We start from the raw sequence: 15,408 nt of genomic DNA, 5'->3' as shown, positions 1-15,408 counted from the left end.
ACTCCGCCCCGTCCCGCTGGACTGAAACGGTAGAGGTCCCTCGATGACGCGGGCCGCCATTGCCAGTCCCTTCGAAAGAGGTCACGACATGACGACCCCCACCACCGAATCCCGCGCGAACCGTGACGAGCTCGGCCCTCTCACGGCCGACCGCTCCCCGGCCGTCCCCTCCGGCCCGGGCCCCAGCACCTCCCTCGGCCTGCTCCTGCTCCGCCTCGTGCTCGGCGCGGTCTTCATCGCGCACGGCGTGCAGAAGGTGTGGATCAACGGCATCCCCGCTACCCAGGAGGGCTTCGCCGGCATGGGCGTTCCGGCCCCCGAGGTGATGGCGATCGTCGTCGCGGCGCTCGATATCGGCGGAGGCGCGCTCCTCGTCCTGGGCCTCGGCACCCGCATCGTCGGCGTGCTGCTCGCCGTGAACATGGTCGTCGCGATGGTGCTCGTGCACCTCCCCGCCGGCTTCTTCGCCACCGACGGCGGCTACGAGTTCGTCCTCACCCTCGCGGTCGCCTCCCTCGCGCTCGCGCTCACGGGCCCCGGCCGCTTCGCGATCGACGCCGCCTTCCGCCGCCGGAACCGCTAGCTGCCCCCGAGAGTCACCGTCCCGCAGGTCCCCCCCGACCCTCCTCTCGCGGAAGTGCGCACTTTCGCCCCCTGATCACGCGAAAAGGGGGCGAAGTCCGCACTTCCGCGAGAGGAGGGTCGGGATAACCGGGGTTTGGCGTCATGATTCCCTCGCTTCTGCATCTTCCATGGTGAGCGCCACTCACGATCGGCGCGATCGGATGGGGGCCCAGCAATGGGAGACACGGAAGCAGAGGACGACATGGTGACTGCAGGACTTCTCGACGGGGTCGACATCGATGAGCGGATCTTCTCGGGCGGCCCGATGATCCGCGGACACGTCGAGGTGATCACGACGATCGAGTCGCACCGGTCCATCCGCGTGTGGTGCGACTGCGAGATCGGCGAGGACCACGAGTTCCGCCGCCCCCGCACGCGCTGACCGCACCTGGGCGGGACTCGGAGCGCCGTCGCCGGTGCATACGCACGAATGGAATAATCGCGGGCCTTCCGACGCTGCATCAGGCATGACACGCATCGGCTTCCTCTCGTTCGGGCACTGGCACCCGGGACCCGGCTCGCGGACCCGCACGGGCGGCGACGCCCTCCTCCAGTCGATCGACCTCGCGGTCGCGGCGGAGGAGCTCGGCATCGACGGCGCCTACTTCCGTGTGCACCACTTCGCACGGCAGCTCGCCGCGCCGTTCCCGCTGCTCTCGGCGGTCGGCGCGAAGACGAGCCGCATCGAGATCGGCACCGGCGTCATCGACATGCGCTACGAGAACCCGCTCTACATGGCGGAGGATGCGGCCGTCGCCGACCTCATCGCCGGCGGCAGGCTGCAGCTCGGCGTGAGCCGGGGATCACCCGAGACCGCGGTGAACGGCTACGAGTCCTTCGGCTACGTGCCGGCGGACGGCGAGACCGACACCGACCTCGCCCACCAGCACACGTCGATCTTCCGCGAGGCGATCGCCGGTGCCGGGATGGCGCGCTCGAACGCGCAGATGACCGGAGTCGAGCAGCCGCTCGCGATCCAGCCGCAATCGCCGGGGCTCTCCGACCGCATCTGGTGGGGCGCCGGTTCGCGCGCCACCGCGGTGTGGACGGCGAAGCAGGGCATGAACCTCATGTCCTCAACTCTCCTCACGGAGGACACGGGCGTGCCGTTCGACGAGCTCCAGGCCGAGCAGATCGCTCTGTTCCGCGCGGCGTGGGCCGAGGCCGGCTGGAAGCGCGAACCGCGCGTCTCCGTGAGCCGCAGCATCCTCCCGATCGTCAACGACGAGGACCGCGCCTACTTCGGCCTCCGCGCGCAGGCCGACTCGAAGGACCAGGTCGGCTATCTCGACGCGAACACGCTCGCGCGCTTCGGCCGCAGCTTCATCGGCGAACCCGACAAGATCGCCGAGGAACTCGCGAAGGACGCCGCCGTGCAGGCGGCGGACACCGTGCTCCTCACCGTGCCGAACCAGCTCGGCGTCGCGTACAACACGCACCTGCTCGAGACGGTCGCGAAGCACGTGGCCCCCGCGATCGGCTGGACGCCTAACCTGTAGCGGCACGCACGAATCTCGGGGACGCCCTGGGCCGCCGCTACAGTCGCAGGATGACGTTCGTGGAGCCACCGCAGCCGCCCGCCGGCCAGTACTCGCAGGGGCAGGGCCCACAGGGACGGTACCCGCAGGGGCAGTACCCGCAGGCGCACCCGCAGCAGACGGCACCCATGCCCCCGGGACGCGTCGTCGACGTCACGATGTCGATCGTCATCCTGGTGTGCGCGGCCCTCGTGCTCGTTGTGCCCGTGGGCATCGCCCTGTTCTTCGGACTGATGTCCTCGAGTTCGTGCACCACCTTCGACGGCGGCTGCGGCACCAGTGCCGGGTGGGCGGTCGCCGTCATCGGCTCGGTCGCGATCTTCGTCGCCACGATCGCCGTGACGACCGTCCGGCTGCGCCGGCGGCGGACGGCGTGGTGGATCGCGCTCGTCGGCAGCATCGCGGCCATAGCCATCTGGATCCTCGGGAGCGTCCTCGCGTCGGCCGGCTCGGCGTGAGCAAGACCACGGGCCTCGGCGACCAGGTGGTCACAGCAGTGACGGGTGTTCCGACGCCCCGAGGGTGACCGGCCCCGGTGCAGTGCCGCCGGTACCGCGCCCTCAGTCGCGACGGGCCGACACGAGATGTTCCACGGTGGGTGCCGACCGCGAGAGAGTGCGGGCCGCATCGACGATCTCGGTGTCGTAGCCGGTGGTCCGGGAGTGGTGCTGGCTGAGGTGCTCCTGCCAGGAACCGACACGGAACACCTCGACGAGGAACCCTGGACGCTCACGATCGTCGTAGAGGTCCCAGCTGCGCGCGCCCGTGCGCCGCCGGCTCCCCTCGACACGCTGCATCAGCTCGATGAACCGCTCACGGTCCGCGTCATCGATCTCGTACCGCACGAACACGAGCGTGGCACTGTCGGCGTCGGGCTCTCGAGACGCCGCGGCGGGCGCTTGGGTTCCGCCGCCCTCCGTGTCGTCGTCCGTTCCGGGAGCCACGACGGGCGGGACATCGGTGAGGGGGACGGGCACGACGGCCCGCGCCTTGTCCGCCGACGACAGGAGGGGGCGGACCAGGAGGACGAACGCGGTCACCACGACGAGGCCACCGGCCCACGCCATCGTCGGCACGGTGCCGACGGCCCCGCCGAGCGCACCGAGCACGGCGGAACCGACCGCCGTGCCGCCGAAGAGCACCATCTGGTACACCGACAGGCCGCGCGTGCGGACCCATACCGGCAGGAACGACTGGACGGTGCCGTTCAGGGTGGCGATGACGCCGATCCACGCGACACCCACGACGACGAGGATCGGCAGCGAGATCCACAGCGATGAGGACAGCGCCGTCGCGGTGATGCCGATCCCGTACACGGCGCTCGAGATCATGACGAGCCGGTTCACGCCGAGCCGTGCGCGCGCCCGGGGGATGATCACGGCACCGCCGACGGACCCGATCCCCAGCGCGGTGAGGAGGATGCCGTAACCATTCGAGTCGAGGCCGAGGCTCCCGCTCGCGAACACCGGGAGGAGTGCCCACAGGGCGTTCGCCGGGAGGATGAAGAGGAGGAGCTGCAGGTAGATGCGTCGCACGACCCGCGCGTGCAGCACGTAGCGGAGTCCGGCCCGCGTCGCCGAGAAGAACGGCTCGCGATCGACAACTGGCCGCTTGTAGCCGCGCCACAGGATGAGGACGAGGAGGAACCCGGCGAAGCTCACTGCGTTGAGCGCGAAGACGAAGGGAATCCCGAGCGACGCGATGAGGACCCCGGCGAGCGCCGGTCCGATCGCGCGCGCGATGTTCACGGCGATCGACGACAACGACGCGGCGTCGGCGATGAGAGCCCGTGGCACGATCTCGGGGACGATCGCCTGGTACGCCGGCAGTTGCAGCGCCGACGCCGTGCCGAGTACGAACGTGAGAGCGAGGAGGAGGACGGGCGTCATCAGCCCTGACGCGGTGAGGACGACGAGGCTGAGCGCCACGAGCGCCTGTCCGCTCTGGACGACGATGAGCAGCACGCGCCGGTTCGCGAACTCGCCGAGCACGCCGGCGGGGATGCCGAACAGCAGGACGGGCGCCGCTGCGGCCGTCGAGACGAGGGCGATGATCGCGGGAGAGGCGTTCACCTCCACGAGGAACCACTGCGCCCCGACGGTCTGCATCCAGCTGCCGATGTTGCTCACGAGGCCCGCGAGCCACAGCCACCGGAAGATCGTCACGCTGAGCGGCGCGAACGCCCCACCGGGATGGGAGGGGGCCTGAGCCGGTGTGAGCGCGGGGCCCGGCTCGGAGGTCGTCGAGCCGTTCGGAGCGGCCGGGCTCGTCACTCGCCGCCCTCCGCGGTGTTCGGGAGCTCCTGGCGCACGCAGAAGAGGTTCCCGAAGGGATCGATGAGCTGGCAGAGCCGCTCTCCCGTGGACACCGTCTTCGGCCCACGGTGCGCAACGGCGCCGTGCGCGATCCATTCCGCCGCGACACCGTCGACGTCCGGGACATCCCAGTACGCCGCGACACCGGCCGGCCCACGATCGTCGAACTCGTCGACGCCGTGGATCGTGAGTCGCACCCCGTTCACGTCGAAGGCGGCGAGCCGCTCCGTCATCACGGCCGGTGAGCGCCGGAGTCGCGCGGCGTACCACGCGACGGCCACCGGCACGTCGTCGACGAAATAGAAGACGTTGCCGACGGGACCGAGCTCGAGGGGAGCTTCAGACCCTCGCGGCGACGCCGTGTCAGCAGGGGGATCGGTCGCTCTCATGGGGCACCCTCTCGTCCGGTGGGGAATCGACATGATCAGTGTGGCCCCCCGAGGCCCGACTCCGATAGCGATCGCCGCCACCACGATCCGCAGCGCCGCTGCCGACCGAGGAGACGGGCGCCACCGCGATCCGACGGGACCTTCGACCCGGGTGCAGCCGCACGCGCCGGCGTAGCGTTCGGAGCAGTCACCGCCTCGGCTTCGACCGGGCGGATACCCGCTTTCGAACCGAAGGGGCATCCCATGAAGGCAGCACGTTTCCACGCCCGTGACGACATCCGCATCGAGGACATCCCCGAGCCCGAGCTGCGCGAGGGGGCCGTCGCGATCGACGTCGCCTGGTGCGGCATCTGCGGCACGGACCTGCACGAATACCTCGAGGGCCCCATCTTCATCCCGGCCCCCGACCACCCGCACCCGCTGTCCCACGAAGAGGCTCCCGTCACCATGGGGCACGAGTTCTCCGGAACCGTCACCGCGCTGGGCGCGGGCGTCGACGACCTCACGGTGGGCGAGTCCGTCGTCGTCGAGCCGTACTTCGTCTGCGGAGAGTGCGCTCCGTGCCTCGCCGGCAACTACCACCTCTGCACCCGTATGGGCTTCATCGGCCTCGCCGGCGGGGGCGGCGGCCTGTCGGAGAAGGTCGTCGTGGACCGCCGCTGGGTGCACCCGGTAGGCGACATCCCCCTCGACCAGGCCGCGCTCATCGAGCCGCTCTCTGTGGGGCACCATGCCGTCGTGCGGTCCGGAGCGAAGGCGGGCGACGTCGCGCTCGTCGGCGGTGCCGGACCGATCGGCCTGCTCACCGCCGCGGTGCTGAAGGCCGAGGGCGTCACCGTCATCATGTCGGAGCTGAGCGGAGCGCGGAAGGCGAAGGCGCTCGACACCGGGGTCGCCGACCACGTCGTCGACCCGAGCTCCGAGGACCTGCAGGCCCGCGTGATGGAGATCACGAACGGCGTCGGCGTCGACGTCGCGTTCGAGTGCACGAGCGTGAACGTCGTGCTCGACGCGCTCTTCGACGCGGTCAAGCCGGCCGGCGTGATCGTCAACGTGTCCATCTGGAGCAAGCCGGCACAGATCGACATGCAGAAGCTCGTCCTCAAGGAGATCGACCTGCGAGGGACCATCGCCTACGTGCGCGACCACCCCGCGACCATCAAGCTGGTTCAGGACGGCAAGGTCGACCTCGCGCCGTTCATCACGGGGCGCATCGCCCTCGACGACCTGATCAGCGAAGGCTTCGACACCCTCATCCACCACAACGAGACCGCGGTGAAGATCCTCGTCCACCCCTGAGGCACGGCGTCCGCGTCCGGACGCATGCCGTCCGGACGCACGACCACCATCCCCGAGGCGGGGGGAGGCTCCCCTCGCCCCGGGCGCGCCCCGCCGATAGCGTTGCCGCATGACCCAGCCGAACACCGGCCCACCCGCGCCGTGGCCGACTCCCGCCGGGCCGCCCGCCCCACGCGAGCCGCATCCTCCACGCGCCTCGGGTGGCCGGACCGCCGACGTGATCGTCTCCGTACTCCTCATGGTCGGCGGCGTCATCGTCTTCGGGTCGCTCGCCTTCCTGCCCCTGTTCATCGCCGCCTTCGCGGACAGCTGCACGGCCGAGAGCTGCGACGCGGACCTCATGATGACGGGCGCGTACGTGGGACTGATCGCACCGCCGCTCCTCTTCCTCGCCGCCGTGATCTGGGGGCTCATCCGTCTCGCTCGACGCAAGACGGCCTGGTGGGTCGTCGCCGCCGGAGGTGTCGTCGCCGCGATCGCATCGGGTATCGCCTTCGGTCTCCTCTACGCCGGAATCGCGTAGGCGCGGACGGAGCCCCGACCGGGTCCCCCGCTACAGTCGCACCATGACGACGACACCGCCGCTGCCGCCGGAAGACCGGTCTCCCGCGAGCGAGCGATCCACCGATGCGCCGGCGAACTGGCCGGTCCCGCCTCCTCCCGCGCGCCCCCGCGCATCGGGCGCACGCATCGCCGATGTGACCGCGTCGATCCTCCTCGTCATCGCGGGCGTGTTCGTCTTCGGGTTGCTCGCGTTCATGAGCGTGTTCCTCGTGATGGCGTCGGACGGTTGCTACGACGACCGATGCAACACCGACCTCATGTCGGTGGGGTGGCTCATCGCGATGCTCGTGCCCCCGGCCGTCTTCGTCGCGGCGATCGTCTGGACACTCATCCGCATCGCGCGCCGGAAGCTGGCGTGGTGGGTGCCCCTCGCCGGGGCCGCCGTGGCCGGGAGCGCGTGGGGCATCGGTGTCGCGATGATCGAGGCGAGCCTCAACCGGTGAGCGAGCCCATCTGACCCTCACCGGCGCTCAGACGAGCCGTACGCGGCGGGTCAGACGTCGATCTCGAGGCTCGGCGTGAGGGACCGCGAGACGCACGGGTACATCGTCGCCGAGTGCTCGTCGCTCGTGAGGGAGTCGCGGTGCTCGGGTTCGCCGCCCAGCACGGTGACCGCGCACGAGCCGCAGACGCCGCGCAGACACGACCCGGGCACGGCCACTCCCGCGATCTCGAGCGCCTTCAGCATCGAGAGCTCGGCCGGCACGTCGACCGTGACCTCGGAGCGGACGCATCGCACGGTGAACGGTTCGTTCGGCCGGGTCACTCCGATCTTCGGCTCGAATCGTTCGAGGTGCAGCCCGCCGCGCGGCCATGCGGCCATCGCCTCCTCGACGGCGTCCGTGAAGCGGGCGGGACCACAGCAGTACACGGCGGTTCCCGGCCGCGGCTCGGCGAGGAACTGCGCTAGATCGAGACGACCGGCTCGATCGGGTGCGTTGACGGTCACGCGATCGCCGAGGGCGTCGAGCTCCGCCTGGAACGGGAACTGTGCGCCGTCACGCACGGCGTAATTCAGCGACCAGTGCGCACCGCGCTCCGCGAGCGCCCTGGCCATCGGGAGGATCGGCGTGATACCGATTCCGGCGGCGAGAAGGAGGTAGCGCTCGGACGAGAGGAGAGGGAAGAGGTTCCGCGGGGTGCCCGCGTGGACCGTACGGCCGACACGGAGGTAGTCGTGCACGTACATCGACGCTCCACGCGAGAACTCCTCGCGGAGGACCGCGATCCGGTAGGTGCTGCGGTCGGCGGGGTCACCGCACAGGGAGTACTGACGCTGTTGCCGTGTCACGAGCTGCACGTCGATATGCGCGCCGGGCTCCCACGGCGGGAGCGGCTCTCCACGCGGACCGGCGAGCTCGATGCTCACGATGTCCGTCGATTCGCGGACCATCCGCGTCACGACGAGCGGACGCAGCCCTGTTCTGCTCGGCACCTCAGTAGAGCGTCTTGTACGCGCCGGTCATGGCGTCGTCGATCACCTGGGCGACGCCCGGCGCGTACCCGGAGGCCTCGGCCCAGATCGTCCCGGAGCTCGGCACCTCAGCGGCGAGATCCTGCATCTCGGGGTCCCAGAGACCCGACCGCACGAGCGCTCGCCCGCAGTGCAGGTACACCTCGTCGATCGTGATCACGGTGGCGAGGGACGGGGTCACGTGATCCTGCTCGAGCATGGCCAGAAGCCCCGGATCGTCCGTGACGTAGGCGGTGCCGTTGATGCGCAGCGTCTCGGTCATCCCCGGCACGAAGCACACGAGACCGACGTGCCCGTTGTCGAGGATGTTCCGGAACGAATCGGCGAGCTTGTTGCCGAGCCGGTCGGGCAGGACGATGGTCTTCTCGTCGAGCGCGCGCACGAAGCCCGGGTAGTCGCCCCGGGGAGAGCAGTCGGCGTTGCCGTCGCCGTCGGACGTGGCGAGGCAGAGGAACGGCGAGTGGGCGAGGAACGCGAGGCAATTGCGGTCGAGATGATCGAGGATCTTGTCCGTCGTGGCCTGGTCGGGATGGCCCAGCCGCTCGCGCAGGCCGGCTTCGTCGAGCCGTCGGAAGTCGTTCTTCACGAGCATCGTCCTCCCGGGGTTCCGTCGGATGCGCGGAGCACACCGATCGTCCGTTCCAGCGTAGACAGGGATGCGCCCGGCCACCATGTGGCGACGACCACGGGATATCGAGCGATCTGTGTGGGCGGCACAACGGCGGGAGGTTGGGAAGCGGAATCGTCTCCACACGACGCCGGACAACGGTCGCGTCAAGCTCACCGTGGGATCCGTCTCCTCCCCGTACTCTGAGGAACGAGCCGCCCATCGGCGTGCGCTCGCTCACTTCCTACCGCGACCCACCGACACGGAAGGCCGCCCTCATGGCCCCTGATAACCACATCGACGACCCCGACCAGATCCCCGAGAGCCACGCCGAGGCCGAGGAGCGGATCAAGCAGGACGCGATCGCCGACGGCCAGCTGCCGGACGACGCGGCCGACGACGACGACCGGGTCGATCCCGACGCTCCGGGGGCAGGAGACGTCGTGTTCTCCGACGCCGCGGCAGCGGACGAGGAGTCGAGTGATTCCCAGGCGGCGAGCACGGACACGCAGTCGCCCGACGGAACCGCGAACGACGACACGGCGAGCGACGAGGCTGCGGCCGACGACGCTGCGGGTGACGACGCGACGGGCGACGACGCGCCCTCCAACGAGGCGACCGCCGACATCAGAGGTCCGATCGAGGACGCCGACGCGGACGATGAGGAGATCACGACCCCGCCGGCCCCCGAGCAGCAGCGCCTGCTCGCCGCCGTGATCTACAACCCGATCAAGGTCGATCTCGAGGCGCTGCAGAACGCCGTCGAGCGCGAGGAGCAGGGCGCGGGCTGGGAGGAGACCCTCTGGTTCGAGACCTCCGTGGAGGACCCGGGCGGCGACGTCACGAAGCAGGCCCTCGAGGCCGGGGCGACCATGCTCATCGCCGCGGGCGGCGACGGCACGGTCCGCGCTGTCGCCGAGGCGATGCACGACAGTGAGGCGCGACTCGCGCTCCTCCCCTCGGGCACCGGGAACCTGCTCGCGCGCAACCTGAACCTCACGCTCGACGACATGTCGTGGGCGCTCAACGTGGCGTTCAACGGCACCGACCGTCCCATGGACATCGCGCTCATCGATATCGAGCGCGAGAACGGGGACGTCGACAGGGCCGCGTTCCTCATCATGGCCGGCGTGGGACTCGACGCGAAGATGCTCGCGAACACCGACGACGAGCTCAAGAAGAAGGTCGGCTGGCTCGCCTACGTGAAGGCGATCTTCACGGCCCTCCGCGACAAGAACCAGCTACGGCTGCGCTACTCCGTCGACGGCAACGAGACGCGGTCCCTGCGGGCGCACACGATCATCGTCGGCAACACGGGCACGCTGCAGGCCAACGTCCTGCTCCTCCCCGACGCTGTGATCGACGACGGCTACTTCGAGATCGTGCTGCTGCGCCCCGAGGGCGTGCTCGGCTGGATCCAGATCTTCGTGAAGATCATCTGGGAGAACGGCGTGCTGCGGCGCAGCAAGGTCGGCCGACTCATGATGAGCAAGGAGGTCGACGCCCTCAACTACGTGAAGGGCCGCAAGCTCGTGGTGCGGTTCCGCCGGCCCGAGCTGATCGAGCTCGACGGAGACGACTTCGGCAAGGCCGCGGCGTTCAACGCCCGCGTCCGCCCGGGCGGCCTCTCGGTCCGCGTCCCCGACGACGCCGCCTGACCCGCCCTCTCCCTCTCCCTCCCCCTCCCCCAGAGGGCTAGTCCCGAGCGAGGGCGCCACCTAGAGGTGGCGCCCTCGCTGCATACATGGCGCCCTCGGCGTCGTCAGCCCGCGCGGAGCGGGGACGGCGTCCGCATGACCGAGAGCCGCACGACCGCGTCGGCGCGCGCGGAGGCGGCCTCGATGCGCACGGCGTTCGCCTCGTCGGGGCCGAGCGCCCACTCCCGGGCGTCCTCCGCGCTCTTTCCGAAGGCGATGTGGCGCGCGATCAGGCGTTCGCGGCGCAGGTCCTCATCCACCGCGAGGTGGTACCGCACGTCGAGCACGTCACCGAGTTCACCCCACGGCTCCTCATCGAACAGCAGGTAGTTGCCCTCCGTGATCACGATCCGCGCGCGCGGAGGCACCGCGATGGCGGACCCATAGGACTCCTCGATCTCCCGCACGAAGCGCGGCGCGTAGACGGTCACATCGCCCGCCGCGCGGCAGCGCTCTAGCAGCGCGACGTACCCGTGGGCGTCGAAGGTGTCGGGTGCGCCCTTGCGGTTTCGACGCCCGAGGATCTCGAGCTTCTCGTTCGCGAGATGGAATCCGTCCATGGGCACGAGCGCGGCGTCGGTGCCGAATGCGTCCATCAGGAGCGCGGCCACGGTGGACTTCCCTGATCCCGGCGACCCGGCGAGGCCGACCATCAGCCGGCCGGATCGAGCCGCGAGACGGGACCGGATGTCTGCGGCGAGCGCCTCGACCCCCTGGAGGATCGACTGCCCCGCGCCCCTGGGCACCGTCACGTCACCCTGGCTCATGAGTGCTCCCTCCCGAGATACTTCGCGGTGTGTTCCTTCCCGACGGTAGCGGCAACCCCGTCAAGAGGGGTCGTGACAGTCGGCCTCCGCCGGGGTCCAATGGAAGAGAACCCGCAGACGGACCTCGTTCGGCCACTCGGACGTCGCGGGTTCGGGGGTGCGAAAGAACGGCTCGCGCCCGGAGGCGAAACGCTCCAGCGGGGAGTGGTCTCCGGGCCTCGGTCTTCTTCTCGCCCGATCAGCTCCTCGCCCGGGCAGCCCTGTCCGGCCCAGGCGCCCCGCCGGCCCACACGCCCCTGAGGGAACCGCCTCAGTCCGCGACCACCCCGCTGACGTAGACCCAGCGCCCGTCCTCGCGCACGAATCGGCTGTTCTCGTGCTGGACCCCGCGGCCGTCCGCCGTGCGGAAGATCGCCTCGAACTCCACGGTGCCCTCGTCGTCGAACGGCCCGCCCGCCGAGTGCCCGAGGATGAGCAGCCGCAACCACCGCACGTCGGCGTCGAGGTGGAGCCGTGGCGGGCGCGTGGTCGGATGCCACGTGGCGAGCAGGTAGCGGGCGTCGTGCAGGACGAACGCGGTGAAGCGCGAGCGCATGAGGCGCTCCGCCGTGGGTGCGACCGCCTCCCCGCGATGGAGGGGGCCGCAGCAGGTGCCGTAGGTGTCGCCGCTCCCGCAGGGGCAACGCTCGTCGTCGTTCACGTCCCGCACGCTACCACCGTCGCGTTCCCCCTCCTCCGGGCTCGTCATCCCACGGCACCACATGCGGTTCGAGGGCGCCAGGTAGAGGTGTAGCCCTCGAGCCGCACTAGCGCCTCAGCCGAGGCGGCGCCACGTTCCGCCGTCGCGCTCCGTGACGGTCGAGTGGCCCACACGCACCACCTCGGCCGTGCTCGACACGACGAAACGCGCCACCTGCAACGCAAGCTCGGCGTCCTCCACCGTGAAGCGCACTGTCAACCGCGCCTCGCCCCGGACGACATCGACGTTCGACGATTCCAGCACGGCGACCTCGCGCGCCGCCTCCTCCGCCCGCGGTTGCACCTGCTCGGGCGCGACACCCGGCATCAACGCACCCACGGTCATCGTCACGCGGAAGGAAGGCACGATCCGACGCTACCCGCTCGATGACAGCGGGTGGTCGACGGCAGCGGGTGCTCGATGACAGCGGGTGGTCGCTGACAGCGGGTGGTCGCTGGCAGCGGGTGGTCCTAGGCTCGAATCACTGTGAGCACCACTCCCCCGAACCCCGAGCCGACACGAGCATCGACACCGCCCGACGCCCGCACCGGCATCCTCGCCGGAGGACTCGCCCTCACGACCGTCGGCACGTGCGCACTCATCACCCTCGCGGCCTTCGAATCCCTCGCCGTCACCACGATCATGCCCGTCGTCAGCGACGAGCTCGGCGGCGCCTCCCTCTACTCCCTCGCTTTTGCCGCGCCCATCGCGTCGAGCGTCGTCGGGATGGTGGGCGCCGGCATCTGGGCCGATCGACGCGGCCCGGCGCGACCGCTGGTCGCCGCGATCGTGGTGTTCACGATCGGCCTCATCGTGGCCGGACTGGCGCTCGCGATGCCCGCGCTCGTCGCCGGTCGCTTCGTGCAGGGATTCGGGTCGGGCGCGATGACGGTGTCGATCTACGTGCTCGTCGCGAAGCTCTACCCGCCGCCGCTGCACCCGAAGATCTTCGCGGCCTTCGCGGCCGCGTGGGTCGTGCCGTCGCTCGTCGGCCCGCTCGTCGCGGGGATCGTCGCGGACACCGCGGGCTGGCGCTGGGTGTTCCTCGGGGTCGTCGCGCTCGTCGCCGCCGCGGGTGTCCTCGTGGCGCCCGCGCTCCGGTCGCTCGGGCGCAATGCCGGGGAACCGGAGCTGCCGAACGACGACGGCGCGGTCGCCGCGCCCGGGACGCGCCGACCACTCGGCGCCACCACTCGGCTCGGCCTGAGCGCGGCCGTCGCGGTCGCGGTCGTGACCCTGAGCCTGAGCGCGGAGCTGCCGGACGCCACGCGGTGGTTCGCGGGAGCGGCAGCACTCGTCGCCATCGCGGTGCTCGTGCGCCCGCTGCTCCCGCCGGGGACGTTCACCGCACGACGCGGCCTCCCGTCGGCCGTACTCCTCCGCGGCCTCATCGCCGCGACGTTCTTCACAACCGAGGTCTACCTCCCCCTCCTCCTCCACGACCGCTACGGACTCCCGCCGTGGTTGTCCGGTGTCACCCTCACGGCCGGGGCCATCGCCTGGGCGAGCGGTTCGGCGATCCAGGGTCGCGCGGGCGATTCCGTGCCCCACCGGGTCTTCATGCGAGTGGGCGGATCGCTCCTGTTCGCCGGCACCGTCGTGCAGGTCGTCACGGCGGCGTTCATGCTGCACCCGGTCGTCGCCGTGATCGGCTGGTTCCTCGCCGGCGCCGGCATGGGACTCATGTTCCCGCGCATCACGACGATCGTCCTCGCTTCCTCGGACCGCGGCGAGGAGGGACGGAACACGTCGGCGTTATCGCTGTCGGAGGCCGTGGGCGCGAGCGTCTCCCTCGCCCTCTCCGGCCTGGTGTTCACCCTCATGACGGCGGCCTCGCCGGTGGGACCGGTCATCAGCGTCGGGACGTTCCCCGGCCAGTTCGTCCTCGACGACGGCACCTCGGTGGCCCCGTTCGTCGCGACCCTCGGGTACACCGCCGTCGTCGCCCTCATCGCTCTCGCGGTGGCGTTCGTCGTGGGCCTGCCGTCGAAGCGGGAGGCGCGGGACGCGCGGAGCTGAGCCGATCCGCGGTGCTCACGGAGACGGCTCCGCGTACTCGGTCCCGCGGGAGCAGCTCAGTGAGGCCGGCTCGATGGAGCCGACGGTGGCGACCCCGCGTCGGGGCCCGACGCGCAGGGTCGAGTCAGCGCGGCCAGGACGGATCGATGCGGGCAGGGCCTGCGCCCTCGCCGAAGAGCGCTCGAGCCGACGCGATCTCGTCGTCGGAGACGACCTCACCGCCGTCGGCGCCGTGAGCCCGCAGGCCCGTCTCCGCGGGCCGCACCGCCGGCGAGGTGGATCCGGTCCCGCCGTGCGCGCGAAGGGCCGCGAAGAGATACCCCGCGAGCGCTCCGAGCAGCACGGCCACCACGACGAGGATCGCGGAGGCCGCGGTCACGGCATCGTCGTCGTCGGAGATCGCGAGGACAGCCACGATGATCGCTCCCACGAGCGCCGCGGACGCACCGATGGCCAGCACCCGCACGCCGGTGCGCGCGAGCCGCGCCGCCGGGTCGCCCCCGATCGAGCGACGAGAACCGTCGGTGATCGGCGCGGGCGAGGGGTCGGAAGCGGGAGACTGCACCGGTTCACGGTAGCAGCGCGCGGACGCTTCGTCCCGCCGCCATCACGCGGCACGCCACCAGTCCTGGGCGTGGCGGCGCGCCGGGTCTACAGTTGCCGCCATGGGACGACTCCTCTACTCCACGATCGCCTCGCTCGACGGGTACATCACCGATGCCGACGGGGAATTCGACTGGGCCGAACCGGACCCCGAGGTGCACGCCTTCATCAACGACCTCGAGCGCCCCGTCGGCACCTACCTCTACGGGCGGCGTACCTACGAGGTGATGGCGTACTGGGAGACGGCGGCGCTCGACCCCGCTTCCGAGCCGGAGGGTCCGGACGCGGAGCGTGCGGCCGTCGCGCTCGACTACGCGGAGCTGTGGCGAGCGGCGGAGAAGGTCGTCTACTCCACATCGCTCGAGGAGGTGTCGACGGCCCGCACCCGGCTCGAGCGCACCTTCGACCCCGACGCGGTGCGCGCGCTCGTCGCCGCGTCGGACACCGATGTGGGGCTCGGCGGAGCGATGCTCGCCGCCGAGGCGATGCGGGCGGGACTCGTCGACGAGTACCACGTGTTCACGTTCCCCGTCATCGTGGGAGGCGGCACCCCGCACTACCCCGCCGGCGTGCGCGCGAATCTGCAGCTACTCGAATCACGCACGTTCGCGAGCGGCGTCGTCTACGCACGTTACGCGGTGCGTGAGGTGGCGCCGTAGGGGGTGTCCTTGGTTCGTGTCCTCGGATGCTCGACCCGAGGGCGCCTGTTCGCTGCCGAGGGCGGTAGGTAGAAGTGGCGCCCCCGCTCGGGAGTAGCCCTTTCGGGATTCGAC

General features: G+C 70.7%; 18 protein-coding genes. 10 read left to right on the top strand and 8 right to left on the bottom strand.

The annotated features are described in order from the left end of the window. Positions 1-88 precede the first annotated feature (88 nt). The 4 genes from ELQ94_RS14720 to ELQ94_RS14705 all read left to right on the top strand — a co-directional run bounded on the left by ELQ94_RS14720 (position 89) and on the right by ELQ94_RS14705 (position 2,620). Positions 89-583 (top strand): DoxX family protein, encoded by a 495-nt coding sequence (locus tag ELQ94_RS14720; protein ID WP_127051110.1) that lies wholly within the window; start codon positions 89-91, stop codon positions 581-583. Positions 584-826: 243 nt separating this feature from the next. Beyond that, positions 827-1,006 carry a hypothetical protein gene (locus ELQ94_RS14715; protein ID WP_127051109.1) on the top strand — a complete coding sequence of 60 codons (180 nt, stop codon included), beginning with the start codon at positions 827-829 and terminating at the stop codon, positions 1,004-1,006. An 85-nt stretch (positions 1,007-1,091) separates the two neighbouring features. After that, positions 1,092-2,123 carry an LLM class flavin-dependent oxidoreductase gene (locus ELQ94_RS14710; protein WP_127051108.1) on the top strand — a complete coding sequence of 344 codons (1,032 nt, stop codon included), beginning with the start codon at positions 1,092-1,094 and terminating at the stop codon, positions 2,121-2,123. A gap of 50 nt (positions 2,124-2,173) precedes the next feature. Then, a complete protein-coding gene (locus ELQ94_RS14705; protein WP_127051107.1) occupies positions 2,174-2,620 on the top strand; it encodes a DUF6264 family protein in 447 nt (148 codons plus the stop codon). A 102-nt stretch (positions 2,621-2,722) separates the two neighbouring features. On the opposite strand, the gene ELQ94_RS14700 is transcribed toward ELQ94_RS14705, so the two are convergent. After that, positions 2,723-4,435 carry an MFS transporter gene (locus ELQ94_RS14700; protein ID WP_166404834.1) on the bottom strand — a complete coding sequence of 571 codons (1,713 nt, stop codon included), beginning with the start codon at positions 4,433-4,435 and terminating at the stop codon, positions 2,723-2,725. After that, positions 4,432-4,866: a VOC family protein gene (locus tag ELQ94_RS17365; RefSeq protein ID WP_166404832.1), complete on the bottom strand. Its 435-nt coding sequence runs from the start codon at positions 4,864-4,866 to the stop codon at positions 4,432-4,434. The genes ELQ94_RS14700 and ELQ94_RS17365 overlap by 4 nt, the downstream gene beginning before the upstream one ends. Before the next feature lie 243 nt (positions 4,867-5,109). Here ELQ94_RS17365 and ELQ94_RS14695 point away from each other — a divergent pair, with 243 nt between their 5' ends. The 3 genes from ELQ94_RS14695 (at position 5,110) to ELQ94_RS14685 (ending at position 7,172) form a co-directional block, all read left to right on the top strand. After that, entirely contained in the window at positions 5,110-6,165 is a 1,056-nt protein-coding gene (locus ELQ94_RS14695) for a 2,3-butanediol dehydrogenase (RefSeq protein ID WP_127051105.1), read from the top strand. A 109-nt stretch (positions 6,166-6,274) separates the two neighbouring features. Next, the gene (locus tag ELQ94_RS14690) at positions 6,275-6,688 is read left to right on the top strand and encodes a DUF6264 family protein (protein WP_127051104.1); all 414 of its coding nucleotides are present in this window, start codon (positions 6,275-6,277) and stop codon (positions 6,686-6,688) included. Between the two features lie 43 nt (positions 6,689-6,731). Beyond that, positions 6,732-7,172 carry a DUF6264 family protein gene (locus ELQ94_RS14685; protein ID WP_127051103.1) on the top strand — a complete coding sequence of 147 codons (441 nt, stop codon included), beginning with the start codon at positions 6,732-6,734 and terminating at the stop codon, positions 7,170-7,172. 50 nt (positions 7,173-7,222) lie between these two features. On the opposite strand, the gene ELQ94_RS14680 is transcribed toward ELQ94_RS14685, so the two are convergent. Both ELQ94_RS14680 and ELQ94_RS14675 read right to left on the bottom strand, forming a co-directional pair. Beyond that, on the bottom strand, positions 7,223-8,164 hold the full coding sequence (locus tag ELQ94_RS14680) for a PDR/VanB family oxidoreductase (RefSeq protein WP_208007745.1): 942 nt from the start codon (positions 8,162-8,164) through the stop codon (positions 7,223-7,225). 1 nt (position 8,165) lies between these two features. Beyond that, complete coding sequence (locus ELQ94_RS14675; protein WP_208007744.1) at positions 8,166-8,789, bottom strand: MSMEG_1061 family FMN-dependent PPOX-type flavoprotein; 624 nt, start codon at positions 8,787-8,789, stop codon at positions 8,166-8,168. Between the two features lie 299 nt (positions 8,790-9,088). Here ELQ94_RS14675 and ELQ94_RS14670 point away from each other — a divergent pair, with 299 nt between their 5' ends. Beyond that, the gene (locus ELQ94_RS14670) at positions 9,089-10,468 is read left to right on the top strand and encodes a diacylglycerol/lipid kinase family protein (protein WP_208007738.1); all 1,380 of its coding nucleotides are present in this window, start codon (positions 9,089-9,091) and stop codon (positions 10,466-10,468) included. Positions 10,469-10,572: 104 nt separating this feature from the next. Here the strand turns inward: ELQ94_RS14670 and ELQ94_RS14665 are convergent, their stop codons facing one another. The 3 genes from ELQ94_RS14665 to ELQ94_RS14655 all read right to left on the bottom strand — a co-directional run bounded on the left by ELQ94_RS14665 (position 10,573) and on the right by ELQ94_RS14655 (position 12,379). Next, entirely contained in the window at positions 10,573-11,274 is a 702-nt protein-coding gene (locus ELQ94_RS14665) for a nucleoside/nucleotide kinase family protein (RefSeq protein ID WP_127051102.1), read from the bottom strand. A 310-nt stretch (positions 11,275-11,584) separates the two neighbouring features. Continuing rightward, positions 11,585-12,022, bottom strand: coding sequence for a YchJ family protein (locus ELQ94_RS14660; protein ID WP_127051101.1), 438 nt, complete (start codon positions 12,020-12,022; stop codon positions 11,585-11,587). A 66-nt stretch (positions 12,023-12,088) separates the two neighbouring features. After that, a complete protein-coding gene (locus ELQ94_RS14655; RefSeq protein ID WP_127051100.1) occupies positions 12,089-12,379 on the bottom strand; it encodes a hypothetical protein in 291 nt (96 codons plus the stop codon). 120 nt (positions 12,380-12,499) lie between these two features. Here ELQ94_RS14655 and ELQ94_RS14650 point away from each other — a divergent pair, with 120 nt between their 5' ends. After that, the gene (locus ELQ94_RS14650) at positions 12,500-14,032 is read left to right on the top strand and encodes an MFS transporter (RefSeq protein ID WP_127051099.1); all 1,533 of its coding nucleotides are present in this window, start codon (positions 12,500-12,502) and stop codon (positions 14,030-14,032) included. A gap of 124 nt (positions 14,033-14,156) precedes the next feature. Here the strand turns inward: ELQ94_RS14650 and ELQ94_RS14645 are convergent, their stop codons facing one another. Continuing rightward, positions 14,157-14,597 carry a hypothetical protein gene (locus ELQ94_RS14645; protein WP_127051098.1) on the bottom strand — a complete coding sequence of 147 codons (441 nt, stop codon included), beginning with the start codon at positions 14,595-14,597 and terminating at the stop codon, positions 14,157-14,159. Positions 14,598-14,697: 100 nt separating this feature from the next. On the opposite strand from ELQ94_RS14645, the gene ELQ94_RS14640 reads away from it, so the two are divergent. Next, positions 14,698-15,294, top strand: a complete 597-nt coding sequence (locus ELQ94_RS14640) for a dihydrofolate reductase family protein (protein ID WP_127051097.1) — start codon at positions 14,698-14,700, stop codon at positions 15,292-15,294. The last annotated feature ends 114 nt before the right edge of the window (positions 15,295-15,408 follow it).

The organism is Labedella endophytica (assembly GCF_003990045.1).
In the GTDB taxonomy this organism is placed as follows: domain Bacteria; phylum Actinomycetota; class Actinomycetes; order Actinomycetales; family Microbacteriaceae; genus Labedella; species Labedella endophytica.
The sequence above is the reverse complement of the archived record's forward strand: the minus strand, read 5'-3'. Positions and strand labels throughout refer to the sequence as shown.

What these genes read in the sequence shown, in the direction of transcription:
- ELQ94_RS14705 (WP_127051107.1), top strand. Translation starts at nt 2,174, where the DNA reads ATGACGTTCGTGGAGCCACCGCAGCCGCCCGCCGGCCAGTACTCGCAG.
- ELQ94_RS14690 (WP_127051104.1), top strand. Translation starts at nt 6,275, where the DNA reads ATGACCCAGCCGAACACCGGCCCACCCGCGCCGTGGCCGACTCCCGCC.
- ELQ94_RS14665 (WP_127051102.1), bottom strand. Translation starts at nt 11,274, where the DNA reads ATGAGCCAGGGTGACGTGACGGTGCCCAGGGGCGCGGGGCAGTCGATC.
- ELQ94_RS14710 (WP_127051108.1), top strand. Translation starts at nt 1,092, where the DNA reads ATGACACGCATCGGCTTCCTCTCGTTCGGGCACTGGCACCCGGGACCC.
- ELQ94_RS14670 (WP_208007738.1), top strand. Translation starts at nt 9,089, where the DNA reads ATGGCCCCTGATAACCACATCGACGACCCCGACCAGATCCCCGAGAGC.
- ELQ94_RS14640 (WP_127051097.1), top strand. Translation starts at nt 14,698, where the DNA reads ATGGGACGACTCCTCTACTCCACGATCGCCTCGCTCGACGGGTACATC.
- ELQ94_RS14660 (WP_127051101.1), bottom strand. Translation starts at nt 12,022, where the DNA reads ATGACGAGCCCGGAGGAGGGGGAACGCGACGGTGGTAGCGTGCGGGAC.
- ELQ94_RS14695 (WP_127051105.1), top strand. Translation starts at nt 5,110, where the DNA reads ATGAAGGCAGCACGTTTCCACGCCCGTGACGACATCCGCATCGAGGAC.
- ELQ94_RS17365 (WP_166404832.1), bottom strand. Translation starts at nt 4,866, where the DNA reads ATGAGAGCGACCGATCCCCCTGCTGACACGGCGTCGCCGCGAGGGTCT.
- ELQ94_RS14715 (WP_127051109.1), top strand. Translation starts at nt 827, where the DNA reads ATGGTGACTGCAGGACTTCTCGACGGGGTCGACATCGATGAGCGGATC.
- ELQ94_RS14685 (WP_127051103.1), top strand. Translation starts at nt 6,732, where the DNA reads ATGACGACGACACCGCCGCTGCCGCCGGAAGACCGGTCTCCCGCGAGC.
- ELQ94_RS14720 (WP_127051110.1), top strand. Translation starts at nt 89, where the DNA reads ATGACGACCCCCACCACCGAATCCCGCGCGAACCGTGACGAGCTCGGC.